General features: G+C 58.1%; 19 protein-coding genes. 1 reads left to right on the top strand and 18 read right to left on the bottom strand.

Annotated features, from left to right (window positions below):
• Nucleotides 1-121: 121 nt before the first annotated feature.
• The 13 genes from QP324_RS01945 to QP324_RS01885 form a co-directional block, all read right to left on the bottom strand.
• On the bottom strand, nt 122-694 hold the full coding sequence (locus QP324_RS01945; protein ID WP_239277624.1) for a DUF421 domain-containing protein: 573 nt from the start codon (nt 692-694) through the stop codon (nt 122-124).
• Nucleotides 695-791: 97 nt separating this feature from the next.
• Nucleotides 792-2,864 (bottom strand): bifunctional UDP-sugar hydrolase/5'-nucleotidase, encoded by a 2,073-nt coding sequence (locus QP324_RS01940; RefSeq protein WP_239277622.1) that lies wholly within the window; start codon nt 2,862-2,864, stop codon nt 792-794.
• 188 nt (nt 2,865-3,052) lie between these two features.
• Nucleotides 3,053-5,341 carry a bifunctional (p)ppGpp synthetase/guanosine-3',5'-bis(diphosphate) 3'-pyrophosphohydrolase gene (locus QP324_RS01935; RefSeq protein ID WP_250410623.1) on the bottom strand — a complete coding sequence of 763 codons (2,289 nt, stop codon included), beginning with the start codon at nt 5,339-5,341 and terminating at the stop codon, nt 3,053-3,055.
• A gap of 86 nt (nt 5,342-5,427) precedes the next feature.
• On the bottom strand, nt 5,428-5,973 hold the full coding sequence (locus QP324_RS01930; protein WP_005324978.1) for an adenine phosphoribosyltransferase: 546 nt from the start codon (nt 5,971-5,973) through the stop codon (nt 5,428-5,430).
• A 53-nt stretch (nt 5,974-6,026) separates the two neighbouring features.
• Nucleotides 6,027-7,511 carry an ABC transporter substrate-binding protein gene (locus QP324_RS01925; protein WP_284814193.1) on the bottom strand — a complete coding sequence of 495 codons (1,485 nt, stop codon included), beginning with the start codon at nt 7,509-7,511 and terminating at the stop codon, nt 6,027-6,029.
• 236 nt (nt 7,512-7,747) lie between these two features.
• Nucleotides 7,748-8,908, bottom strand: coding sequence for a protein translocase subunit SecF (gene secF, locus QP324_RS01920; RefSeq protein WP_284814191.1), 1,161 nt, complete (start codon nt 8,906-8,908; stop codon nt 7,748-7,750).
• 2 nt (nt 8,909-8,910) lie between these two features.
• Entirely contained in the window at nt 8,911-10,803 is a 1,893-nt protein-coding gene (gene secD / locus QP324_RS01915; protein WP_239277616.1) for a protein translocase subunit SecD, read from the bottom strand.
• A 238-nt stretch (nt 10,804-11,041) separates the two neighbouring features.
• The gene (gene yajC, locus QP324_RS01910; protein WP_239277614.1) at nt 11,042-11,401 is read right to left on the bottom strand and encodes a preprotein translocase subunit YajC; all 360 of its coding nucleotides are present in this window, start codon (nt 11,399-11,401) and stop codon (nt 11,042-11,044) included.
• A 75-nt stretch (nt 11,402-11,476) separates the two neighbouring features.
• Entirely contained in the window at nt 11,477-12,556 is a 1,080-nt protein-coding gene (gene ruvB, locus QP324_RS01905; RefSeq protein ID WP_239277612.1) for a Holliday junction branch migration DNA helicase RuvB, read from the bottom strand.
• Between the two features lie 22 nt (nt 12,557-12,578).
• Nucleotides 12,579-13,196, bottom strand: a complete 618-nt coding sequence (gene ruvA, locus QP324_RS01900; RefSeq protein WP_284814188.1) for a Holliday junction branch migration protein RuvA — start codon at nt 13,194-13,196, stop codon at nt 12,579-12,581.
• 34 nt (nt 13,197-13,230) lie between these two features.
• Nucleotides 13,231-13,797 carry a crossover junction endodeoxyribonuclease RuvC gene (gene ruvC, locus QP324_RS01895; RefSeq protein WP_040425252.1) on the bottom strand — a complete coding sequence of 189 codons (567 nt, stop codon included), beginning with the start codon at nt 13,795-13,797 and terminating at the stop codon, nt 13,231-13,233.
• Between the two features lie 179 nt (nt 13,798-13,976).
• On the bottom strand, nt 13,977-14,732 hold the full coding sequence (locus QP324_RS01890) for a YebC/PmpR family DNA-binding transcriptional regulator (protein WP_150851185.1): 756 nt from the start codon (nt 14,730-14,732) through the stop codon (nt 13,977-13,979).
• A gap of 93 nt (nt 14,733-14,825) precedes the next feature.
• Nucleotides 14,826-15,698: an acyl-CoA thioesterase II gene (locus QP324_RS01885; protein ID WP_284814186.1), complete on the bottom strand. Its 873-nt coding sequence runs from the start codon at nt 15,696-15,698 to the stop codon at nt 14,826-14,828.
• A gap of 181 nt (nt 15,699-15,879) precedes the next feature.
• On the opposite strand from QP324_RS01885, the gene QP324_RS01880 reads away from it, so the two are divergent.
• Nucleotides 15,880-17,217 (top strand): DUF2029 domain-containing protein, encoded by a 1,338-nt coding sequence (locus tag QP324_RS01880; RefSeq protein ID WP_284814184.1) that lies wholly within the window; start codon nt 15,880-15,882, stop codon nt 17,215-17,217.
• Between the two features lie 21 nt (nt 17,218-17,238).
• Here the strand turns inward: QP324_RS01880 and QP324_RS01875 are convergent, their stop codons facing one another.
• The 5 genes from QP324_RS01875 to QP324_RS01855 are packed head-to-tail and all read right to left on the bottom strand — an operon-like array spanning nt 17,239 to nt 20,921.
• Complete coding sequence (locus QP324_RS01875; protein ID WP_284766574.1) at nt 17,239-17,700, bottom strand: hypothetical protein; 462 nt, start codon at nt 17,698-17,700, stop codon at nt 17,239-17,241.
• Nucleotides 17,700-18,803 (bottom strand): glycosyltransferase family 4 protein, encoded by a 1,104-nt coding sequence (locus QP324_RS01870; protein WP_284814182.1) that lies wholly within the window; start codon nt 18,801-18,803, stop codon nt 17,700-17,702. The genes QP324_RS01875 and QP324_RS01870 overlap by 1 nt, the downstream gene beginning before the upstream one ends.
• Nucleotides 18,803-19,747 (bottom strand): phosphatidylinositol mannoside acyltransferase, encoded by a 945-nt coding sequence (locus QP324_RS01865; protein ID WP_284814179.1) that lies wholly within the window; start codon nt 19,745-19,747, stop codon nt 18,803-18,805. Before QP324_RS01865 ends, QP324_RS01870 begins: the two co-directional genes overlap by 1 nt.
• Before the next feature lie 39 nt (nt 19,748-19,786).
• Nucleotides 19,787-20,392, bottom strand: a complete 606-nt coding sequence (gene pgsA, locus QP324_RS01860; RefSeq protein ID WP_239277599.1) for a phosphatidylinositol phosphate synthase — start codon at nt 20,390-20,392, stop codon at nt 19,787-19,789.
• Nucleotides 20,385-20,921, bottom strand: coding sequence for an HIT domain-containing protein (locus tag QP324_RS01855; RefSeq protein WP_284814218.1), 537 nt, complete (start codon nt 20,919-20,921; stop codon nt 20,385-20,387). Before QP324_RS01855 ends, pgsA begins: the two co-directional genes overlap by 8 nt.
• Nucleotides 20,922-20,945: the final 24 nt, after the last annotated feature.

Here is a 20,945-nt window from a genome sequence, read left to right as displayed (position 1 = left end):
TCATAGCGATTCTTAAGCCGCTGCTTCCCTTAGTGGAATGCAGCGGCTTTTTTCATCTGCTCTTGGGCAAAGGGAGCCTACAGATGCTCTTTGCGTTCCCCGCCAAGCTTTGGCGTGTGCCCTAAGCGTCTTTAGCGTCTTCGATGTACTCCGACCCCACGAGGTCCTTGAAAAGCTCCGGGTCGATGGCCTGACCGACCTTGATGACGGAGATATGGCCTGTAGGCTCAAGGATCATTATTTGCACGTCTTCCATGCGGCTAATGCCGGCCCTACGGGCGGCCGAGTAGATATCCGATTCTGTAATGTGGGCCAGCGTCAGGTTATCTTCAACCATCTCACCGCTAAAGACTAAAAGGATGGGACGACGGTCCAGAAAGCGCGTCCACTTCACTACCTTGCGAATGGTACCGAAGGCAGCTTCGAGCGCCATCAGCGTGGTCAGACCGATGACGCCGGCGGCAAGGGTCGGTGGATTGCCCACGATGACACGGCCCGCGACCGCGCCAAACATAATAATGATGATGGCATCTGAGGCCGTCATGGACGTAAGCACGCGAGAGCCAAATACCTTCACCAAAACCATGAAGGATAGGTAGATACCCAAAGTCGCCAGCACGACAACGGGAATACGGTGCCATTCAATACCCAGCTGATAAGTAATTTCGCGCAGGAAGAGTTCTAGAGTATCCACGACTGCTTAGGTTACCCGGCAGCCGCGAGACATACAGAAAAGGCGGAGCGTCACTCCCCCGTTCAGGAAGAGCCGCTCCGCCTAGTGCTGTGCTGTCCTAGATGTGGAACTGCTTGCGCAGGTCCTCAATCATCTTGCGAGCTGGGGCAGGAAGAATCTGCGGGTTCATGCCCACAACCGCAACGCCAGCTACCAGCGCTGCAACGATGGCGAATACTGCGCCACCCACGGAAGAGCCGTTGGAGGACAAGGAAGAGCCCTTTGGCGCAGGCTTAGCTCCCGGCTCTTCGGAGCCGTCGCCGCTTACCTCGAGTGGCAAAGTTGCCTTAGTTCCTGCGTCGGTGGTGATTTCTAGGTTCTGGGTACCGCTCAGGTTCTCTGGAACGGTGAGCTTTACCGTTGCGCGACCGCGCTCACCAAATTGCGCATCGCCTTCTTGCGCAGCGTTGTCGATATCGACGGTCTGCTCAGCGTCGCCCAACTTGACGGTTGCCTTCTTGGCCATCGGCTCACCGTCGGTGGAGTAATTGAGGCTGGACAGGTTCACCGTGATTTCCTCGCCCGGCTTCACGTCCCCCTCGATGTTGGCGCCAATCTGGCCCTGGCCCGTGCGGACCTCCGATTCACCCGACTTGATGTAGTCGATCATGGCCTGAGTGTCCATGTAGCCCACATCGTTCTTGTCCTTGATGGAACCAGCGTTGAAGTAGCCGTCGCCGCCTGCCTCTTCATCACTGGAAGCAAGGAAGGAAGACAGCGCAATGGAGTAATCCTTCTTCGGATCGATTTTCTCGCCGTTGATGGTCACAGACTGTACGCGCTCGCCCTTGTCGGCCTTCTGGTCGTAGACTACTTGGACGTTATTGGAAAGCCCCATAGCCAGGCGTGGTCGGCTGCCTTCCTGCCACTGGTTTTCCAAGGCATTAATGAACTCCTCGCCGGAAATCTTGGCGGTAATTACAGAGTTGCCAAAGGGCTGTACCTCAAAAATGTCCTTGTAGGTAACGTCGCCGCCCTTCAAGTCAGCACGAACACCGCCAGCGTTCATCACACCGATCTCGATGTCCTCGCCTACCTGCTTGCTCATGGCGTAACGCTGGCCGTCAGCAATGAAGTTATTGAGGGTAGATTCGACACCACGGTTAGAACCCGAATCAGCATTCTCATCAGATCCGCGGAACAGGGCCCGTTCCACAGTACCGGCGGTCTTGGCACCCTCGATGTCAGCCTCTTGCTGGGCCTTTTTTACAATAGCTGCGATTTCAGCATCTGGTTCAACCTTTGCTGCAGCGGTCGCGTCGTACTGCTTCAAACTGATGTCGGTAATCTTTTTAGCAGTCTTATCAAAGGTAATATCAACGTCGTTGAGCAGTTTGCCGTACTCGTGTCCCTGTGCCCACTGCAGTGGCAAGGCGCCCTCGCGCTCAATTTCGCCCTTAGTGGCAACGTGGGTGTCGCCGCCAAAAGCTACGTCGACGTCTTTGTTAAAGTCCTCTGCAAAGCCTTGGGCATCTTCGTGCATGAGCGCAACAACAACATCGGCCTCACCAGATTCTTTCAAACGAGTAGCTTCCTTATTGGTAGCCTCGGCTGGATTAGTAAAAGTGATCCCTGGGATCTTGGCAGCAGACACCTTATACTTGGTATTTTCCGTTACCGTGCCAACATAGCCGACTTTTACGCCATCAATTTCTTCGACGTGGGAAGCCTCCAGAAGAGGCTTCCCATCCTTGAACACGTTGGCACCCAAGATTGGGTAATCAGAGCTATCAGCGATACGCCCTGTAAGGTCTTCGGTACCCTTATCAAACTCATGGTTACCTACAGCAGTCACCTTCATACCCATCTCGTTGAGGGCTTCAAGGGTGTACTTGTCATCAGAAATTGCAGAGACAAAGGCAGAGCCGCCCACGTTATCGCCCGAGGAGGTCAGGTTGAATTCCTGTCCTTCATTTACCTGCTTGATAAGGGACTGCAAGCGAGCCACGCCGATTTCATCGCCGGCCTTGGCTGGGTCACCAATTTTGTCTTCCAAGTGACCGTGAATATCGGTGATATTGGTGACGGAGATGGTGGTCTTGTTTTCCTGTGCCACCGCCTGCGCGCCGGAGAGAGCAACAGCGGAAACGGTAGTGGCGGCCACAAGCTGGCCGATGCGACGGAACTGCATTGAAATACTCCTAGATTGTAGAAAGCAACAGGATAATTTATATCGCTTTACTAACAACTTGGCAGGAGAAATTGAGCCCGCTTGCTGGGGATTTACCTTGCAGAAGCCGAAAATTCATACACTGGTAACCCACCTGATGCTTTCGCGTTGCTTGCCCCGCCCCTCCTTGAGGGTAGGGACAGAGCACACTAAGCAGTCACTCGGTAGACGTCGAAGACGCCTTCGGTATTGCGCAACGTCGTCATCAACGTGCCCAGCTGCTTGGTGTCGGACACCGAGAAAGTAAACCTAACCGTCGCGATGTGGTCATCGCCCCGATTCGAGTTCATGGTCAAAACGTTGATGTTTTGATCGCTCATTACCCGAGTGAGCTCCGAGAGGAGGCCCTGACGGTCGAGGGCTTCCAATTGCAGCGTCGCAGAGAAAGCGCCCGTCGCAGAGGTACCAGAAGACCAGGCCACCTCCAACATGCGCTCTGGTTCTGCCTTGAGCTTTTCCGCGTTTGTGCAATCGGCTCGGTGCACGGAGACTCCCCCGCCGCGGGTAACGAAGCCGAAAATGGCATCGCCCGGCACGGGCTGGCAGCATTTGGCGAGCTTTGCCATCACATCGGGGCTGCCTTCCACCAAGATGCCGGTGCCCGATGCCGAGTCTTCGGTGTGTTGGGCGCGGGAGTGCTCAATTTCAGACAGTGGCGTGCGGGAGGCCAGGGTGTCGATGGCATCATCTTGGTCGCCGAACATGGCAACCAATTGGTTGGCCACGTGTTGAGCAGATACGTGGCCCGCGCCGATGGCGGTATACAGCGAATCGACATCGGTATAGTGCAGCTGTTCCGCTACCTGCTTCATGGAGCTGGCAGTAAACAGGCGGTGCATAGGCAGGCCGCCGCGCTGGACTTCGGTCGCCAGGGCATCGCGGCCTGCTTCCAAGTGTTCTTCGCGGCGTTCCTTGGCAAACCACTGCCGCACCTTTGTCTTAGCTCGAGCAGACACAAGGAAGTCTTGCCAATCGCGGGACGGACCGGCGTTGGGATCCTTGGAGGTAAAGATTTCCACCTTGTCGCCGGACTTTAGCTTCGATTCGAGCGCGACGAGCTTGCCATTGACCTTGGCACCGATACACCTGTGCCCCACCTCAGTATGTACTGCGTAGGCAAAGTCCACCGGTGTAGAACCGGCAGGAAGGTTCACCACATCGCCCTTCGGGGTAAAGGCGAAGATTTGCTTGGCGGTCAGGTCGTAGCGAAGCGAGTCGAGGAACTCATTGGGATCGGCGGCTTCCTTCTGCCAGTCCAGAAGTTGGCGCATCCACGCCATCTGGTCCACTTCTTCCTGGTGACCCGAGTTCTTGCCCTTGGTTTCTTTGTAGCGCCAGTGAGCAGCCACACCGAATTCGGCGTTGTAGTGCATCTCGTGGGTACGTACCTGGACTTCCAAGGTAGCGCCGCCATTTGCCAGCACCGTGGTATGCAGGGACTGATACACGCCGAATCGCGGCGAGGAAATATAGTCCTTGAAGCGCCCCGGCAATGCCTGGTAGATCGAGTGCACCACACCGATAGCGGCATAACAGCTATTGACGTCCTCGACCAAAATGCGGATTCCTACAAGGTCGAAGATCTCCGCGAAGTCACGGCCGCGCACGATCATCTTTTGATAAATGGACCAGTAATGCTTTGGGCGGCCCATAACCTCGGCTTCAATGCCGTTTTCCTTCAGCGCCCCGCTGACCTGGCTAATGATCTCCTTCAGCGCGCGGTCGCGCGAGGGGGCGCGATCTGCCACCATCCGTACGATTTCGTCGTACTTCTTCGGATACAAGATGGCAAAGGACAGATCTTCCAGCTCCCACTTCACGCTGGCCATGCCGAGGCGGTGAGCTAGCGGCGCGATGACCTCTAGGGTCTGCCGCGCCTTCTTAGCCTGTTTTTCGGGCGGGAGGAACCGCATCGTACGCATATTGTGCAGGCGGTCGCTGACCTTAATGACCAGGACTCGGGGGTCGGTGGCCATGGCGACAATCATCTTACGAATGGTCTCAGCCTCTGCGGCCGACCCCAATGCCACCTTGTCCAGCTTGGTCACGCCATCGACCAAGCGAGCCACCTCCGGACCGAAATCTCGGGTGAGGTCCTCTAGGGAGTAGTCCGTATCCTCCACGGTGTCGTGCAGCAGTGCTGCAACGATGGTGGTGGTGTCCATACCGATCTCCGCTGCGATCGTCGCCACGGCGAGCGGGTGGGTGATATACGGTTCTCCGGATTTGCGAAAGACCCCCTCATGGAGCCGCTCCGCGGTGTCATAGGCGCGATTGAGCAGATCAGCATCGGCCTTGGGGTGAAACTTGCGGTGGATGGACATCAACGGGTCCAGCACCGGATTCACCTTCACTCGGCCGCCGGTGAGCGAACGAGCTAGGCGAGCCGACATACTGCGCATTCCGCCGCCGGACTGGCGCTTTACGGGTTTGTCCATGGCCAAATCTACCGCCCTTCACAGTGTCATGAGCCTTGTGGCCTCATGTCCAACTAGATCGTGCGATCTAGCTTAGACATCCCATCTTAGTCTGTGGCATTCAACACAATGAGCGGTGGGCCGGATAAACGCTCACGACCGTTGAGACCCTTGACCTCCAGCACCACCACATTGCCAGCTACTTCGGCACCTGCGGACTCAAGCAAAAGCTTGGCGCCGTGGAGGGTGCCACCGGTGGCCAGGACGTCGTCGACAAGCACTACGCGTTTGCCCTTGATGTCAACGCCGCTGGCTGGAATCTCCAGCGCCGCGGAGCCATACTCCAGCTCATATTCCTCGGTATATACCGGTGGGGGAAGCTTGCCCTTCTTGCGGATGGCCAAGATGCCCAGGCCCATCTTGTAGGCGACAGCCGAGCCGAGGAGGAACCCACGGGCGTCTAGGCCGCCAATCATATCTGCTCCCAATTCTTCGCAGGCGGCCGCCAAGCCGTCCACTACGGTGCGAAATGCCTCTGGGTCCGCCAAGACTGGGGTGAGGTCCTCAAAGAGGATGCCCTCCTCTGGGAAGTCTTGAACGAGGCGAACCTTGTCCTTGAGTGCCTGTGCTGCTGATTCGTAGTGCGAGCTCATAATCTTCCTTGAGAAATTTTTGCGAGAGGTCGTTAACGGCCGCTGTGTGCAGCCTAGTTCTTTTCAGCTGGGGCGGTGCTGTGCCAGCGGTCCATATTCCAACCGATACCCGAGACGCCAGTGTACGGCAGGACACCTTCCACGTCGCGGTGGACGAGGAAGACGCGCGGCTGCGCGGAGAGCGGAATGGATGGCACATCCTTCCACAGAGCCTCTTCTGTCTTCTTCAGCTCCGCAGAGTTCTTCATACTGGACTCCACCGTGGAATACTCCGTCTGAGGATCGACTGGACCGAGGAAGGCATCAACGGTAGGCGCCCAGGTTTCCGGATCCATTTCCAAGTAGTGCTGGGACATGAACTCCGCAGACGCGTCCTCGATGGTGATACCAGCCGGCTCACAGGATGCACGAAGTTGTTCCACCATGGCAGCGTAGCGTTTGTCTGGCCCCAAATAGCCGACCTTGATGGTCGTACCGTTGAGGTCACCGGCCTTAGCCAAATCCGTGCCTTGGTGTTGCTTGCCCACCTTGTCTAGACCGCCGGCAACCGGGTTGGTCGCGGAAACGGTACGCAGGTAAGCCGGTGGCACCTCCACACCAGAGGCCGCTGAGCTTGCTTGCGCAACCGCCTGCTGATCGACGCAAGCAGCAAAGCTCTCGCGCGCCCACGGCTCCGCGAATACTCCGGCTTCAGATAGCGTGAGCGTATCGGTTAACTCGCCAACCATTGGAGTGGCCTCGTAGGGGGACTCCCCTGCCTCATCCTTCGTGCTGTCCAGCCAGTCAGGGTTTTCACTTGCGGCATCCACTACGCGCAACGCGCCCTTATCTGCGAGCTTCTGAGCATCAGCATCCGAAGGCCAGACCACAACATGATCCTCGGCTGGGGCGTCTCCGAAGTACTTTTCGTTTGCTTTGAGAATAATCTCCCCTTCGTCGCCTACCTTGTCAATGACATAAGGTCCAAAGGAGACCTGCAGCTCGGGATCTAGTTGATCCTTGGCCACGGAAAAGCCATAGCGCCATTCCTTAGCAACCGGCGCAAGCGCCTGCATGTCTTCGACCGTGAGTGCCGCGTTGAGTTCGGCAATGCTCAACCCGGACTTTTTGGCCAGCGCATGGGCCGGCATGACCGTGCCGGCGCCAAACATGTGGCGCCAGCGCTGCCCCTGATCCTTGTTAAAGGTCAAGGTGAACGTTTTGCTTTGGGGCTCACAGCTAAAATCTGCGATGTCATTCATCAACGGCATATGGGAGGCAAATTCAGCTGGATGAGTACCGGCCACATACGCCAAAAAGTAGTCATCACAGGTAACGGGAGTGCCATCGGAGAATACGGCGTCCTCCTCTAAAGTGAGCTGGACGCTGCGCTGGTCGCTGCCGGCGACGGGCGGAAGTTCCTCGGTCTCAACTAGATCCGCATTGGGGATTAATTCGCCAGAGGGACCGGGCACAAAAAGACCCGGATAGAGCCGCGTAGACAACAAACCTGCGGAGGTAGCGTCACCAAAGGAGGTGCCAGCATTAGTGGTGGCCAAGCGGGAATTTACCTGGTAGCCAAAGTATCCATAGGATTCTGGCTCCTGGGGAGCACTAGACGTGTCCTCTTCGCCGCCCTGCCCGCTACAGGCAGAAGCAGCTAGAGCTAGAGCTGAAACGCACGAGGCAATGGCCTTCCTTCCCCAGTGACGTTCGCTAGAACTGCTCTTTGATTTAAGCACCGTTATTTGCCCTCACTTCAGGTACAATTCCGCCAAAATCTTACTACCGGAGGTTACCGGCCCGGGCGCCAGGTTGCGCCAGGGTGCCCAGTGGACTCAGACGGATCATCTTCGATCTCAGCCGGGGTGGACTTTGCGCTCACTGGTGAGACCACGGTGCGGCCGGAGGATGCTGCGCCAGATTCAGCCTCGGCGTTCTCGTCCTCGCCAGCGCGGTAGTCCGCGACCCGCTTGTTGTGACGCTTGATCTTCTTGGACATATTGGCGAGGGTCACGACCAGCGGCGTAGCGAAGAAGATGGAGGAGAAAATGCCCTCGACCACGCCGATGAGCTGAATGAGCGCCAGATCGCGGAGGGTACCGATACCCATGAGCCATACGGCCACCACGAAGAGCGCGATGATAGGCAGCGCGGAAATAACCGAGGTAGAAATCGAGCGCATGACCGTCTGGTTGATAGCCAAGTTTGTCAGCTCAGCAAAGGTCTTCTTGCGCTGGCCCTCGAGGCCTTCCGTGTTCTCGTTGATCTTGTCAAAGACGATGACCGAGTCATACATGGAGAAGGTCAAGACGGTAAGCAGACCAATAATGACGGCCGGGGAAACTTCGAAGCCAAAGAGGGCGTAAATACCGGCGATGATCACGCCGTCTGCAATCAGCGCGATGATGGCGGCAAAAGCCATGTTCTTCTGCAAGCGAATGGCCACGTAGACGGTCGCAGCCACCAAGAAGACCAGCATGGCAATGAGCATGCGCTGGGTAATAGAAGAACCCCAGGATTCGGAAACCGTGGACGAGCCAATGGCATCCGGAGTGGCCTTGCCGTTTTCATCCTTCGGCTGGAAGTTGTCATAGATAGCCGCGCGGGCCGCATTCACGTCCTCTTGGCTCAAGCGCTCAGAAACGATTTCCAAGGTCTCAGAATCGCCAGAGCCCACAATGTGAACCTGCTCAGGTTCGACACCGGTGGAGTCTTCGAATACCTGGCTTACCTCATCTTCCTTGAGGTCGCCTGCCGGCATCGACAACGTGGTGCCGCCTTCGAAGTCAATCGAGAGCGAGAAACCACGAATGAGGATTGCGGCCACTGCGGCCACGATCAACGCGGCGGTGATGCCGTACCACAGCTTGGTGCGACCGATGAAGTCATAACCGCGCTCGTCCTCGTAGAGGCGGTCCATCCGGGAAATCTTGTGCTTAGTCGAAACAGCCATGCTTATTTCTCCTCATCTTCCGCAGCATCTACGGGACGTGCGGTTCCTGCGGCAGAATGTCCTGCCGTTTCTTTGGTGGCTGACTCTTTAGCGTCGGAGGCTTCAGCAGTGCTTGCTTGACGACGTCCCGAGCCAAAGTAGCCGCGCTCACGGCGCTCTTCCACCAGTGCGTAGATTCCGCCGAGGCCATTCATCGAAGGTTTAGCAGCAGCCGGACGGCGGCCCACCATCTGCATCAGTGGTGCCATGACCAGGAAGGATACGACCAGGTCGAAGACCGTGGTCAGACCCATCGTAAAGGCGAAGCCCTTCACCTCACCGATGGCGAGGAAGTAGACCACAACAGAGCCAATCAGGGTCACCGCGTTACCGGTCACAATGGTGGCACGAGCGCGCTCCCACGCCTTTTGCGTAGCGGAGCGGAAAGTGCGTCCCTCGAGGAGCTCGTCCTTGATGCGCTCGTAGTAGACCACGAAGGAGTCAGCAGTTGCGCCCACACCGATGACCAGACCGGCGATGCCGGAAAGGTCCAGCGAATAACCGATCCAGCGGCCCAGCAGAACCAGGGAACCATAGGTCAGGAGGCCAGAGGCAATGAGGAAGATGAGGGATACGCCGGCCAGCGCGCGGAAGTAGTACAGCGAGTAGGCCATCACGAGTACCAGGCCAACGAGGCCTGCAATGAGGCCGGCCTGCAGTGCGGCCTTACCCAGGGTTGGTGGAATGGACTCTACGGTGCCACCCGGCTCGCCATTTTCACCGGCGAAGGACAACGGCAGTGCGCCATACTTCAGGTTATTAGCCAGGTTTTGTGCCTCTTCCTGGCTAAAGTCACCAGTAATGGAGGTAGCAGAGCCAACTGGAGTTGCTCCCTGAATAACCGGTGCGGAAATAACCCCAGAGTCAAGGGTGATGGCAACCTGGTCCTTGAGGTGTTCCTGCGTCAGGTCTGCCCAGGTCTGAGAACCGTTCGGGCCATCGCCGGTCTTGAAGGAGAAGTTGATCTCCATCTGGCCGGACTGACCGTTTAGGCCGCCTTCGATAGGAGAATTGGTATCGATCTCGTTACCGGTGAGGCGGGTACCGTTTTCGTCCTTGATGCCATTGAGAAGCGGTGCGGGCTCCAGAACGTATGGATTGCCGTTGGAGTAGTCACAAGTAACAAATGGCTTTGCAGGATCATCGGCGCCGGCCAGTGGGTCGCTGCTGCCCTGGCAGGTCATCAGCGCGGAGGCTGCTGCCTGGGTGGTCGGGTCCTCGGACTGACGGTCCTTCAGGAGCATCTCCGTAACTTCATCGCGGCGCTTAGTCTGCTCAATGGAGTTGCTTGGCTCCTCAAGCGGCTTGGCGCTGACCTTAGGAGCCTTCTGCTCCTTTGGCTCCTTGCCAGTCATCTGCGCTTCTTGCTGAGCGATGGCCTTGGTCATCTGTTCCATCTGCTTATTGGCCTCGTCTGCGCTCAGTACGTCGTACTTCACCCAGCGATTGGCCATATCTTCCAGCTCCTTATTGAGCTTTTCCATATCCGGCATGGAGGGCTTAGCCACCGGACGGAAGAACAGCTGCGAGGTCTGGCCCACAGCCTGTGCCTGGGAGGCGTCCTCACCTGGCACGGTAATGACCAGGGTATTGCCGTTGATGACAACCTCAGAACCAGAAACACCCATGCCGTTAACACGCTGTTCCAAAATGTTGCGTGCTTGCTTGAGTTGGTCTTGGGTGGGTTCCTCGCCTTGCGGCGCCAGTGTTACGCGGGTACCGCCCTGCAAGTCGATGCCAAGCTTTGGGGTGCTTTGACGGCTACCAGTTAAAAAGATAAGCGCATAGATAACAACCACAATGAGAACGAAGAGCGCGATCGCGCGCTTCGGCCATTGGCGTTTGCTATTTTTCATAGCGCCACGGGTTTTTGCGGACAACGATAATCTCCTGTGCTGCTTATAACAGGGTGTTTAAACATTAAATACGGCCCCGCCACATGGCGCAGGCACGTCAACAACGCACAATCGTACGTCATCAGGCGGAGTTTTCCTTAACGAGGTCCGGAAAAGACTCAAAGTGTGATGGGGTCTACGCTCCGCGAAGGCTCCACCCACCTAGCAAACGTTAAGGCAACTCTTAGGAAATAGCCGGCTATTCCTTCTCCTGGCCGTCAAACGGAGGGTACTTCTCATCAGGCAGGTTATCTGCCGCATCATTCTTCTCTTCCCCAGCAGCAGGGCGCGCAAGCTCATTGGCCTCCTGCTCAGTGCGAATGACCGCCATCTTGTCAAAAGTAACCACCACGCCAGGGGCGATTTCTAGATCCACATCCTTGTCGCCAGTGCTGCGCACTACGCCGTGCACGCCGCCCGCCGTAACGATGGCGTCGCCCGGCTGCAGGGAATTCTGGAGGGCCTGCATCTCATTTTGGCGCTGGCGCTGCTTTCGCATGGCCATAAACGAGGGAACGACGAAGAGGATGCCAATAATGATGAGAATGATGATTTCCATAGCACCCTAGTGTGCCAGACGGCGGTGCGCACAGAAACCCCAAGGGGGGCATCGCCAAGCAGGCTAGCCCCTGAATTAAAACAGCCCGGCCGCGCCCTCCGGCGGGGTAAGCCCCAGGTGCCGCCACGCAGCAGCGGTAGCTACACGGCCGCGTCCAGTGCGCGCAATCATTCCGGCACGCACCAGGTATGGCTCACACACCTCCTCGACAGTCGAGGGTTCCTCGCCCACTGCGATGGCTAGCGTGCTCACGCCTACCGGTCCGCCGCCGTGCCCCTTAATCAAGGCATTGAGCACCGCCCGGTCGAGGCGGTCAAGTCCCATGTCATCCACGTCAAAGACTTCGAGCGCTCCCTGGGCCGCACTGAGATCAATCAGGCCGGTGCCATTGACCTCGGCATAGTCACGCACGCGGCGCAGCAAACGGTTAGCAATACGTGGTGTTCCGCGCGAACGAGAGCCAATTTCTACTGCCGCATCGTGGTCAATTTCCACGTCCAAAATGTGGGCGGCGCGCTTGATCACCTGGGTAAGATCGGCCGTGTCGTAGTACTCCATCTGTGCGGTGAAACCGAAGCGGTCGCGCAATGGGCCGGTGAGCATGCCGGCGCGCGTAGTCGCACCTACCAGGGTAAATGGCGGGATCTCTAGCGGAATAGAAGTAGCGCCAGGTCCCTTGCCCACGATGACGTCAATGCGGAAGTCCTCCATTGCCATGTACAGCATTTCTTCTGCTGGCCGGGCAATGCGGTGAATCTCATCGATGAACAAGACATCGCCTTCCATAAGGTTGGAAAGCATTGCGGCCAAATCACCGGCGCGCTCCAAAGCGGGCCCGGAAGTCATACGCAGCGAGGTCCCCAGCTCCTGGGAAATAATCATCGCCATTGTGGTCTTGCCCAGGCCCGGCGGCCCCGAAAGCAAAACGTGGTCGGGCGTGACCCCACGGTTCTTTGCCCCCTTAAGCACAAGGGAGAGCTGCTCGCGCACCTTGGGTTGGCCGATAAATTCCTCGAGCGACTTGGGACGCAAGGAGCGTTCAATATCATGCTCCTCGGAATGTGCGGTGGCATCCACATCGCTATTGCGCTGGGTGGCGTGCGCCGCGTCGAGGCCCTCAGGGAGATTGAACTCGGTGCGCTCAATATCGGACATGATTTTTCAGCCTTCCTGCCGGTTATTTCTTCTTGCCCAGCTGCGCCAGCGCCGCACGCAAGAGAGAGGACGTATCGGCATCGGGATTGTCCGCGTAGGCGGATTCCACCACGGGGCGCGCTCCCTTATCGGTAAACCCAAGGCCAATGAGTGCCTCAGTCACGCTTTCTACCACGGCACCACCGGTCGGCGCGACGGCGGTATCAACGGAGCCTGCGGCGGCGGGCCCGCTTGGCGTAAAGGCCGCTACCTTATCTTTCAGCTCCAGCGCCAAGCGTTGGGCCATACGCTTGCCGACGCCCGGGATAGACTGCAGCGCCTTTACATCTTCCGCACCAATTGCCGCAGCGAGCTCCCCTGCCCCCATGACCGACAGCGCCGCCAGAGCAAGTTTAGGCCCTAGGCCGGACACGGATTGCAGCACATGGAACATCTCGCGATCCTCATCGGCGCTAAAACCATAGAGAGTCAGAGAATCTTCCTTGACCACCAAGTTAGTAAGAACCGTGGCTTGTTCCCCGCGGCGCAAGGTGCCCAGCGTTTTTGGGGTGGCTAAAAACTTGTACCCCACGCCTGCACAGTCGATAACCCCATGGTCGAGTCCAATATGGATTACCTCTCCACGCAGTGCAGCAATCATTGGCTTCTTATCCTTCCACTCTCAGTAAAATTCCCTAGCGCTTCTTGCCTTGCCCGCGCACGCCGCTGGTCTTAGCTCCAAGCCCGAGACCGGTATGGTCCATCCGCACAATGGCCGGGGCACGCCAACAGTGGCACACTGCCAACGCAAGAGCGTCGGCGGCGTCGGCAGGCTTGGGTGGTTCAGTCAACCCCAGAATACGGGTAATCATGGTGGTCATCTGCTTCTTATCCGCGCGCCCGTTTCCAGAGATGGCCTTTTTCACCTCGGACGGGGTGTACATGTACACCGGAATATCGCGTTCGGCGGCAGCTAGCACCAGCACGCCTACGACGTGGGCCGTTTGCATGACTGTGGACACCTGACCGCGTTCGAAGACGCGCTCGATCGCAACCACATCTGGCGAATAGTCATCCATCCACTCTTTCGCCGCCACGGAAAGGCGCAGGAGGCGCTCCGTCAAGTCCTTATCGCTAGGGGTGCGCACCACACCGACAGAAACAGGAAGGATTGCTCGGCCACGACCAGCCTGAACCACGGAAAGTCCGCAGCGCGTCAAGCCTGGGTCAATTCCCATCACGCGCATTCCTTCTAGGTTCATCTCTCCCCCATTGTCATGTCGGCACCACTGTGCACCGCCTACTGCCCTATTATGGACTACACACAGGTGTTCTACAAGCGTAGCATCCAGCCAGCACATGGAAAAGCGCCGGCAACGCCTCCAGGGGCTATACCCACGGAGCGCTACCGGCGCTAAGAGCCGTCCTTGCGGCGAGGTGGTTAGTCCTCGTTCAGCTCGGCTAGAACCTCATCGGAGAGATCCATATTGGTGTAGACGTTTTGCACGTCATCGGAGTCTTCCAAAGCATCGATAAGGCGGAAAATCTTCTTGGCGTCATTGGCCTCCAGCGGTACCTCGACAGACGCACGGAAGTCATTGTCGGAGTCATCGACCTGAATATCGGCGTCCTTGAGCGCGTCCTTGACTGCCTGCACGTCCGTCGGCGCGCAAACAATCTCAAACTTCTCGCCCTGGTCCTTGACCTCTTCCGCGCCTGCTTCCAGCACGGCCATCAAGACGTCATCCTCCGTCAGCTCGCCCTTTTCTACCAAGACGTAGCCGGTACGGGTGAACATGTAGGCTACAGAGCCGGACTCCCCCAGGTTGCCGCCGTTCTTGGACATCGCGGTACGCACGTCGGTTGCCGCACGGTTGCGGTTATCCGTAAGGCACTCAATAAGCATGGCTACACCGTTCGGGCCGTAGCCTTCGTACATGATGGTTTCCCAATCGGCGCCGCCGGCTTCTTCACCGGAACCGCGCTTGCGAGCACGCTCAATATTGTCATTGGGGACGGAGGCCTTCTTGGCCTTCTTGATCATGTCATCAAGGGTTGGGTTAGCCGCTGGGTCACCACCGCCGGTACGAGCCGCCACTTCGATGTTCTTGATCAGCTTGGCAAATTCCTTGCCACGCTTGGCATCGTTGGCAGCCTTCTTATGCTTGGTAGTTGCCCATTTCGAGTGGCCTGACATGTAGTCCCTTTCTAATCGGGTGCTGAAACTGGTGGCAATTATACGTGTGCTGCACGAATGCGTGAAAGCGACCCCCTTATAAGCGGGACGTTCTTATACGTTGTGCCAATTGCCATGGGCAGAGCCGCTGCCCAAATTTTCATCTAAATAACGAGTAAGACCCTCTTGATTCACCAACGTCACCAATTCACCCTGCTCGGTAAAAATCTTGCCACGCGCAACCGCCGTCGCATTCGACGCCGTAGGTGATACCTGCTCATATAGCAACCACTCATCCACGCGGAATGGGCGCAGAAACCATATCGCATGATCAAGGCTGGCCAATTGCACTTTCTCTCCCTGATGCGGAATCAGGGCCGAGCGAATCAGCGTCATATCAGACATAAAGGTCAGCGCCGCACAATGGAAGGAAGAATCCGCAGGCAGTCTGCCAGTATTGCGGAACCAAATATGCCGATAGCCTGCACCGGTGCGCTCTGCAGCCACCGGATCGCGTCCTTCTTCTGGCACGAGGCGAATATCCCATTCCTCCCACTCCTTGAGGATAATCCTGGTGGAGTACGGGGCTCCGCCGCCAATCCGAACTACTTCCTCGGGCCCTGGCACCTTCGGCGCGGCGTCCTGATGCTGCGGACCATAGTCGCCGTCGCGGTGAAAACTAGCCATGAGAGTAAACAGGAGCACTTCCCCCTGGTAGACACGCACCTGCCGGTTGGCAAATGATCTCCCCTCCCGAATGCGTTCGACACGGATCTCAATTGGCTGGCTCGCATTGCCAGGGCCTACAAAGTAGCCATGCAGGGAGTGGATGTCTTTGCCGGACACAGTGCGCTGGGCTGCGGCCACTGCTTGAGCAGCAATCTGCCCGCCGAAGGTACGTTCAATTCGCGACTCCACAGCAGGGCCTTTAAAGACATCGGCCATTGTCGTTTCCTCGACGGCCAAGACCTCGCGAATAGATGCCATCTGCACGCTCCTTATGCCCTATATCACTTTCCTAGCAATTGCCGTCCACACTACTCACTGGACGAGCCGTCAGTTTGTTTTTCCAATCCGTCCCCCACATCTGGGCGCAAAAGTGGAGGAATTTTCTAGAAGAAACTATGTCCGCTACCGAAGTAGGCGCGCATTGAATAAAGTCTTTCGAGTGAAACGCATCGCTTCTGTTCCAGCAGTATGGATTGGGTGGGTCATCGCCCGCCTTGTCCTTATTTACTTACTCAAGATTAACCACAATCCCAGGGGCGATGTCGCATATTATTTTGCCGGGATCTTTGGCGATGACCCGACAATGATGACCGAATACCCTCACGCGGGCACGTGGCCCACGGTGCTTTTGGGGTGGCTCACCGGCGAGAATATCAACGCATTCTATATCGGCTTCACCATTATGACCCTGCTTGTTGACGCCGCCTTTTTAGCCCTCCTCCTGCGCCACCACTCGGCTCAACCGCGCAGTTTCCAGGCCGCCTGGTTCTGGGTGCTCTTCGGCACCGCAGCTGGCCACACCTTTGTGTGGCGTCTCGATATATTCCCCGCCCTAGCCGTAGCCGGGGCAGCCGCCCTTCTAGCTACCCGCCCGCTCATCGCCTCGGCGGTACTGGGCTTTGCCACCACGATGAAGCTATGGCCAGGAGTCCTCGCTGCCGGCTTGGTGGGCCGCTTCAACAGATCCGCAACCTGGCAGCGCCTACTCGCGTTTTTCTGCACCATCGTCGCGGTCTGCACCGTCACGATAGCTGCCTCTGGCACCGAGCGCCTGCTTTCACCGCTGAGTTATCAGGGCGTGCGCGGTCTCCAGTTGGAGTCCATCCCGGCGACGTTCCTGTTGCTGCAAGCACATCGCACTCCAGGGCGCTGGCACCTGGGCTATGCGCCGTCCAAGAGCTTTGAAATTTCCGGGCCTGGCGTAGATACCGCAATGACCTGGAGCAGTATTGCCACCATTGTTATGCTCGTCTTCGCAGTGGGATGGGCGCTGTACCGGCTGTGCGCCGGCGGATGGACCACCCGCACGACCATGGCGTTTTTTACCGTTACGGTCCTGCTTCTTATCGCGACGAATAAGGTTTTCTCCCCGCAATACATCGTCTGGCTGGGCCCCTTGCTTGCCGTGGTGATCCGCCAGCGCCTACCGGAAGGATCCGCTCCCTTGCGGGTATTCCAAGCCTTGTTAGCGTCCTGCACCATTATCGCTGCCGTGCTGGGCACCTTGGTCTACCCATTCAACTATGACTACATCTGGAACCACGTGGGCGAGAACATGTTTGCCGTCTACCTATTGGTAGCCCGCAATATCCTCATCGTTGTCATGGCCATCATCGGGCTTGTCTGGTTTGCAGCCGAGGTGGCCCTAGCGTCGAAGATCGAGCGGGCGCAGGTGCAGCAGCAAGCGCCTAACGCCCCGGAGGAAGGTACGGCCGCCAGTACCGAGGCGAAGCCGGTATTCCGCCGCCGACGCGGCCGGCACGCACTTGCGCCCTAAATCTTGAGGTAGAACTGCTGGCTACTCGGCCAGCATATAGTCAAAGTATTCCGGCAGTTTTGCGGTGCCGCCCAGATGAAAGAGCCGTACCGCAGGGCGCAGGCGCAGCGCGCGAGTGTCGCTGACCGCCTCGTTGTAGAAGCGGTGGGCAAGTTGGATGCGGCCCTCGGCGTCGGCAAGCGCGGCAGGGCGACGGTCCGCGGGAAACTCCCTCACAATGGCGGCAGATAGTTCCCGCTCGGCCATCGTGCGCGGTTCGAAATGGCCCTGATAGAGCTCGGTAGACTCTGCTCGCTGAGCTAGCGCCGCGAGCTCTGGTGCGACCACCGCTGTCACCGCTGCCCTGCGGTCTAGTGCCGCCTGTAGCTGGGCCAGCGAGGCATCAGTGCGGATGTGCAGCGAGTTAAGCCGCTGGGCGGTAAAAAGCGCCCACAAACCTACGATGATAAGTAGGAAGAGGATTAGGGCAATTTCAATGGCCATCAACGCTTTACCCTCACCTTGGTACCGTCTTGGACAGTCTCGTAGACCTGCATCACGGCTGCCGCTACATGGTCCCAGTCATAGGTGCTGGCGCGTTGGACGCCATTGCGCACCAACTGGGCCCGATACTCGGCATCATCAAGCACCTCGTTGAGGACGCGAGCCAGATCCTCGCTGTCTTCATTGCGAAAGAGTGCGCCGGCAACCTCGTCGGAATCGGCATTGCACACCGCACGGAAGGCTTCAAGATCGGAAGCAACGACTGCCGCGCCGGCCGCCATGGCTTCTACCAGCACGATGCCGAAGCTTTCACCACCGGTATTTGGCGCCACATAGACATCGGCACGGCCCAGGATTGCTGCCTTTTCGGCGTCGCTGACCCGGCCTACAAAATCCACGCCCTCGACCTCGCGGGCGCGGCCACCGCCCATGATGGTCACGCGAATATCATGGCGTACTTGGCGGAGCGCGCTCAGCAGGATATCGAGGCCTTTGCGAGGTTCGTCCAACCGTCCCAAGAAGACAACTTCCAGGGGATCGCCGGGGGCCTTGGCCGGGCTGCGGCGCCGAGCCTGCGCGTAGACCGACGTATCCACGCCGTTGGGAATAAGGACCGGGTCTCCGCCCAGTTGCTCCACCTGCCACCGCCGCGCCATATCGGATACCGCGATGCCACCCCGGATCTTTTCCAAAAAGGGAACGAGGAAAGGTTTGGCCAGGGTCAGCACCAGGGAGCTCGATGCGGAGGCGTGGTAGGTCGCCACCAGTGGACCTTGGGCCACGGCCAACGCGGTCATGGAAAAGCTCGGGGAGTTAGGCTCATGGATGTGCAAGACATCGAAGTCGCCCTCCTTGATGAATTGCTTAACCTTGCGCGTGACGTGGGGTCCCACGGACAGGCGGGCCACCGAACCGTTATACGCGATGGGGAAAGCCGGCCCTCCCTTGACTACGAAATCCGGCAGCTGGGTGGATTCCGCAGCGGGGCCAATGACCTGTACATAGTGCCCTTGCTCAATGAAGACTGTGGCTAGATCAAGGATATGGGCTTGAACTCCGCCTGGTTCATCGAAGGAGTAGGGGCATACGATTCCTATGCGCACTAGCTCTCCCCTTCCTGTGATGGCCCGGTGTGGCGGGCATTGCGGGTATTTTTGGCTGCCCGCGCTTGCCGACGCCTCTCTATGTCCACATTCCACTGCGGCTGCAGCATATGCCAATCCTCCGGGTGGCGGCGGATATTGGCGGCGAAGCCATCGGCCATGCGCTGAGTTGTCTCCTGCAGGTCCGTTACCTCAAGCTCAGGGGAGACCGATAGTCCCCAGCCTTCGCCTGCAAACCACGAGTGCACCACGTGCAGGGCGGCGCCAGTCTCTAGGGCCAGCTGTGCGGGACCGGCGGCCATATTGGCCTTTTCCCCCATGAAATCCACGGTAACGCCGCTTCGGGTCAGGTCGCGCTCAGCCAGCAGGCAGACCACGCCACCGGCTTCCAGCACCTTTTTGAGGCGGGCGAAAGGCGAGGCTTCGCCGCCGGTGAGGGGAAGAACCTCAAAGCCGAGGGTTTCGCGGTAGTCCACAAAGGCGTCGAAAAGCACTGCGGGCTTAAGGCGCTCCGCAACGGTGGTGAACTGGCCATAATGGCCGACGAGGAAGACGCCCGCCATATCCCAATTACCGGAATGCGGCAGAGCCAAAATGGTGCCGCGGCCGGATTGAGCCGAAGCATCAAAATGCTCAAGGCCTTCCAAACCGCTGAGCAAGCGCTCATGCAGCCCGGCATCACCGTGGATAGCTGGCAGGCGGAACGCCTCCATCCAATAGCGCATATAGGAGCGCACGGAATCGCGCACCAAGGCGCGGGTAACGTTTTCCGGGCCCACCACTCGCGCTAGGTTGCGGCGCAAGCCCTCCATTCCGCGACCGTTGCCACTTGCGTAGTCCGCACCCCAGCGAAAAAGCGTGCGCGCAATGGGCTCGGGCAGACGGCGCACCACCTTCCATCCCGCGAGGTAACCCGCCGCGGAGAGGTCTTCTCTATCCCACATGGTGTCACAACCTCCTGGTATTAGGTGGTGCAGTACGAGCTACTGCTGCTCCTGGCGGGCAGCAATAACCATACGCTGGCACACGGTAAAGACGGAGCCAACGGCCAAGATCCACAGCGCTACCTCAATGGCATGCGGTACGCCTAGGCCTTCGAGGCCGATGCCGCCCAAGCCCAAAATGAGCCGCTCGGGGCGCTCGATCAGGCCGCCAACCATCGTGAATCCGGACGCTTCTCCCCTAGCCTTGATATAGGAAATGACCTGGGAACATACCAAGGTGACAAAGCAGGCAATAACCGTGATGCGGGAAGAATCCGCAGAATAAATCAGCCACCAGGCAATAGCACTGAACAATGCGCCATCGGTGATGCGATCACAGGAGGCATCCAAGGTCGCACCAAAGGCAGTAGCCTTGCCGGTCAAGCGCGCCATGGTGCCATCGAGCATGTCGAAAGCGGCGAAGAGGCCGGACAAAACGGCAGCGGAAAAAAGATGGCCGGTAGGAATGAGGATCACCGAAATCGCAATGGTGACTATGGTACCCACAACCGTGACCACATTCGGGGTCAGACCTAGCTTCAAAAAGGCCTTGGCTATAGGTTCCACCACCACGGCAGCGGGCTTTCGCCCATGCACGCTAAGCACGCGAATCCTCCTCTTCCATCTCGCGCCATCCTTCTGCCAGTACGCGGCGCGTATCCTGCAGAAGCTGCGGTAATACCTTAGTCCCATCGAGGACAGTCATAAAGTTACTATCCCCGGGCCACCTTGGCACCACATGTAGGTGCAGGTGATCTCCCACCGAGCCGCCCGAAGCGCGCCCCAGGTTCAGGCCCACGTTGATGGCTTCTGGGTGCGAAACTCTCTTGAGTACCCGGACTGCTTTTTGCGCGAAGGCCATCAGCTCCTGAGATTCCTCTTGCGTGAGGTTCTCGAGCTGCGATTCCTTGCGATACGGCACCACCATGAGGTGCCCGGCGTTGTACGGAAACAGGTTCAGCAATGCATAGACGGACTTGCCTCGAGCAATGATGAGCCCGTCTTCGTCACTACCCTGTGGCGCTTCTACGAAGGGGTCCTTAGACCGCTTGGCAATATAGGCCATGCGATAAGGCGCCCATAACCGCTCTAGGCGGTCCGGCTCGCCAGCACCTGAGTCAACGAAGGTCTCCACCGCAGCTTGGTTTTCAGCGACGGC

It is taken from the genome of Corynebacterium sp. UMB0012 (assembly GCF_030216265.1).
Taxonomy (GTDB): domain Bacteria; phylum Actinomycetota; class Actinomycetes; order Mycobacteriales; family Mycobacteriaceae; genus Corynebacterium.
Note: the sequence above shows the minus strand (reverse complement) of the source record. Positions and strands in the feature narration are given on the sequence as shown.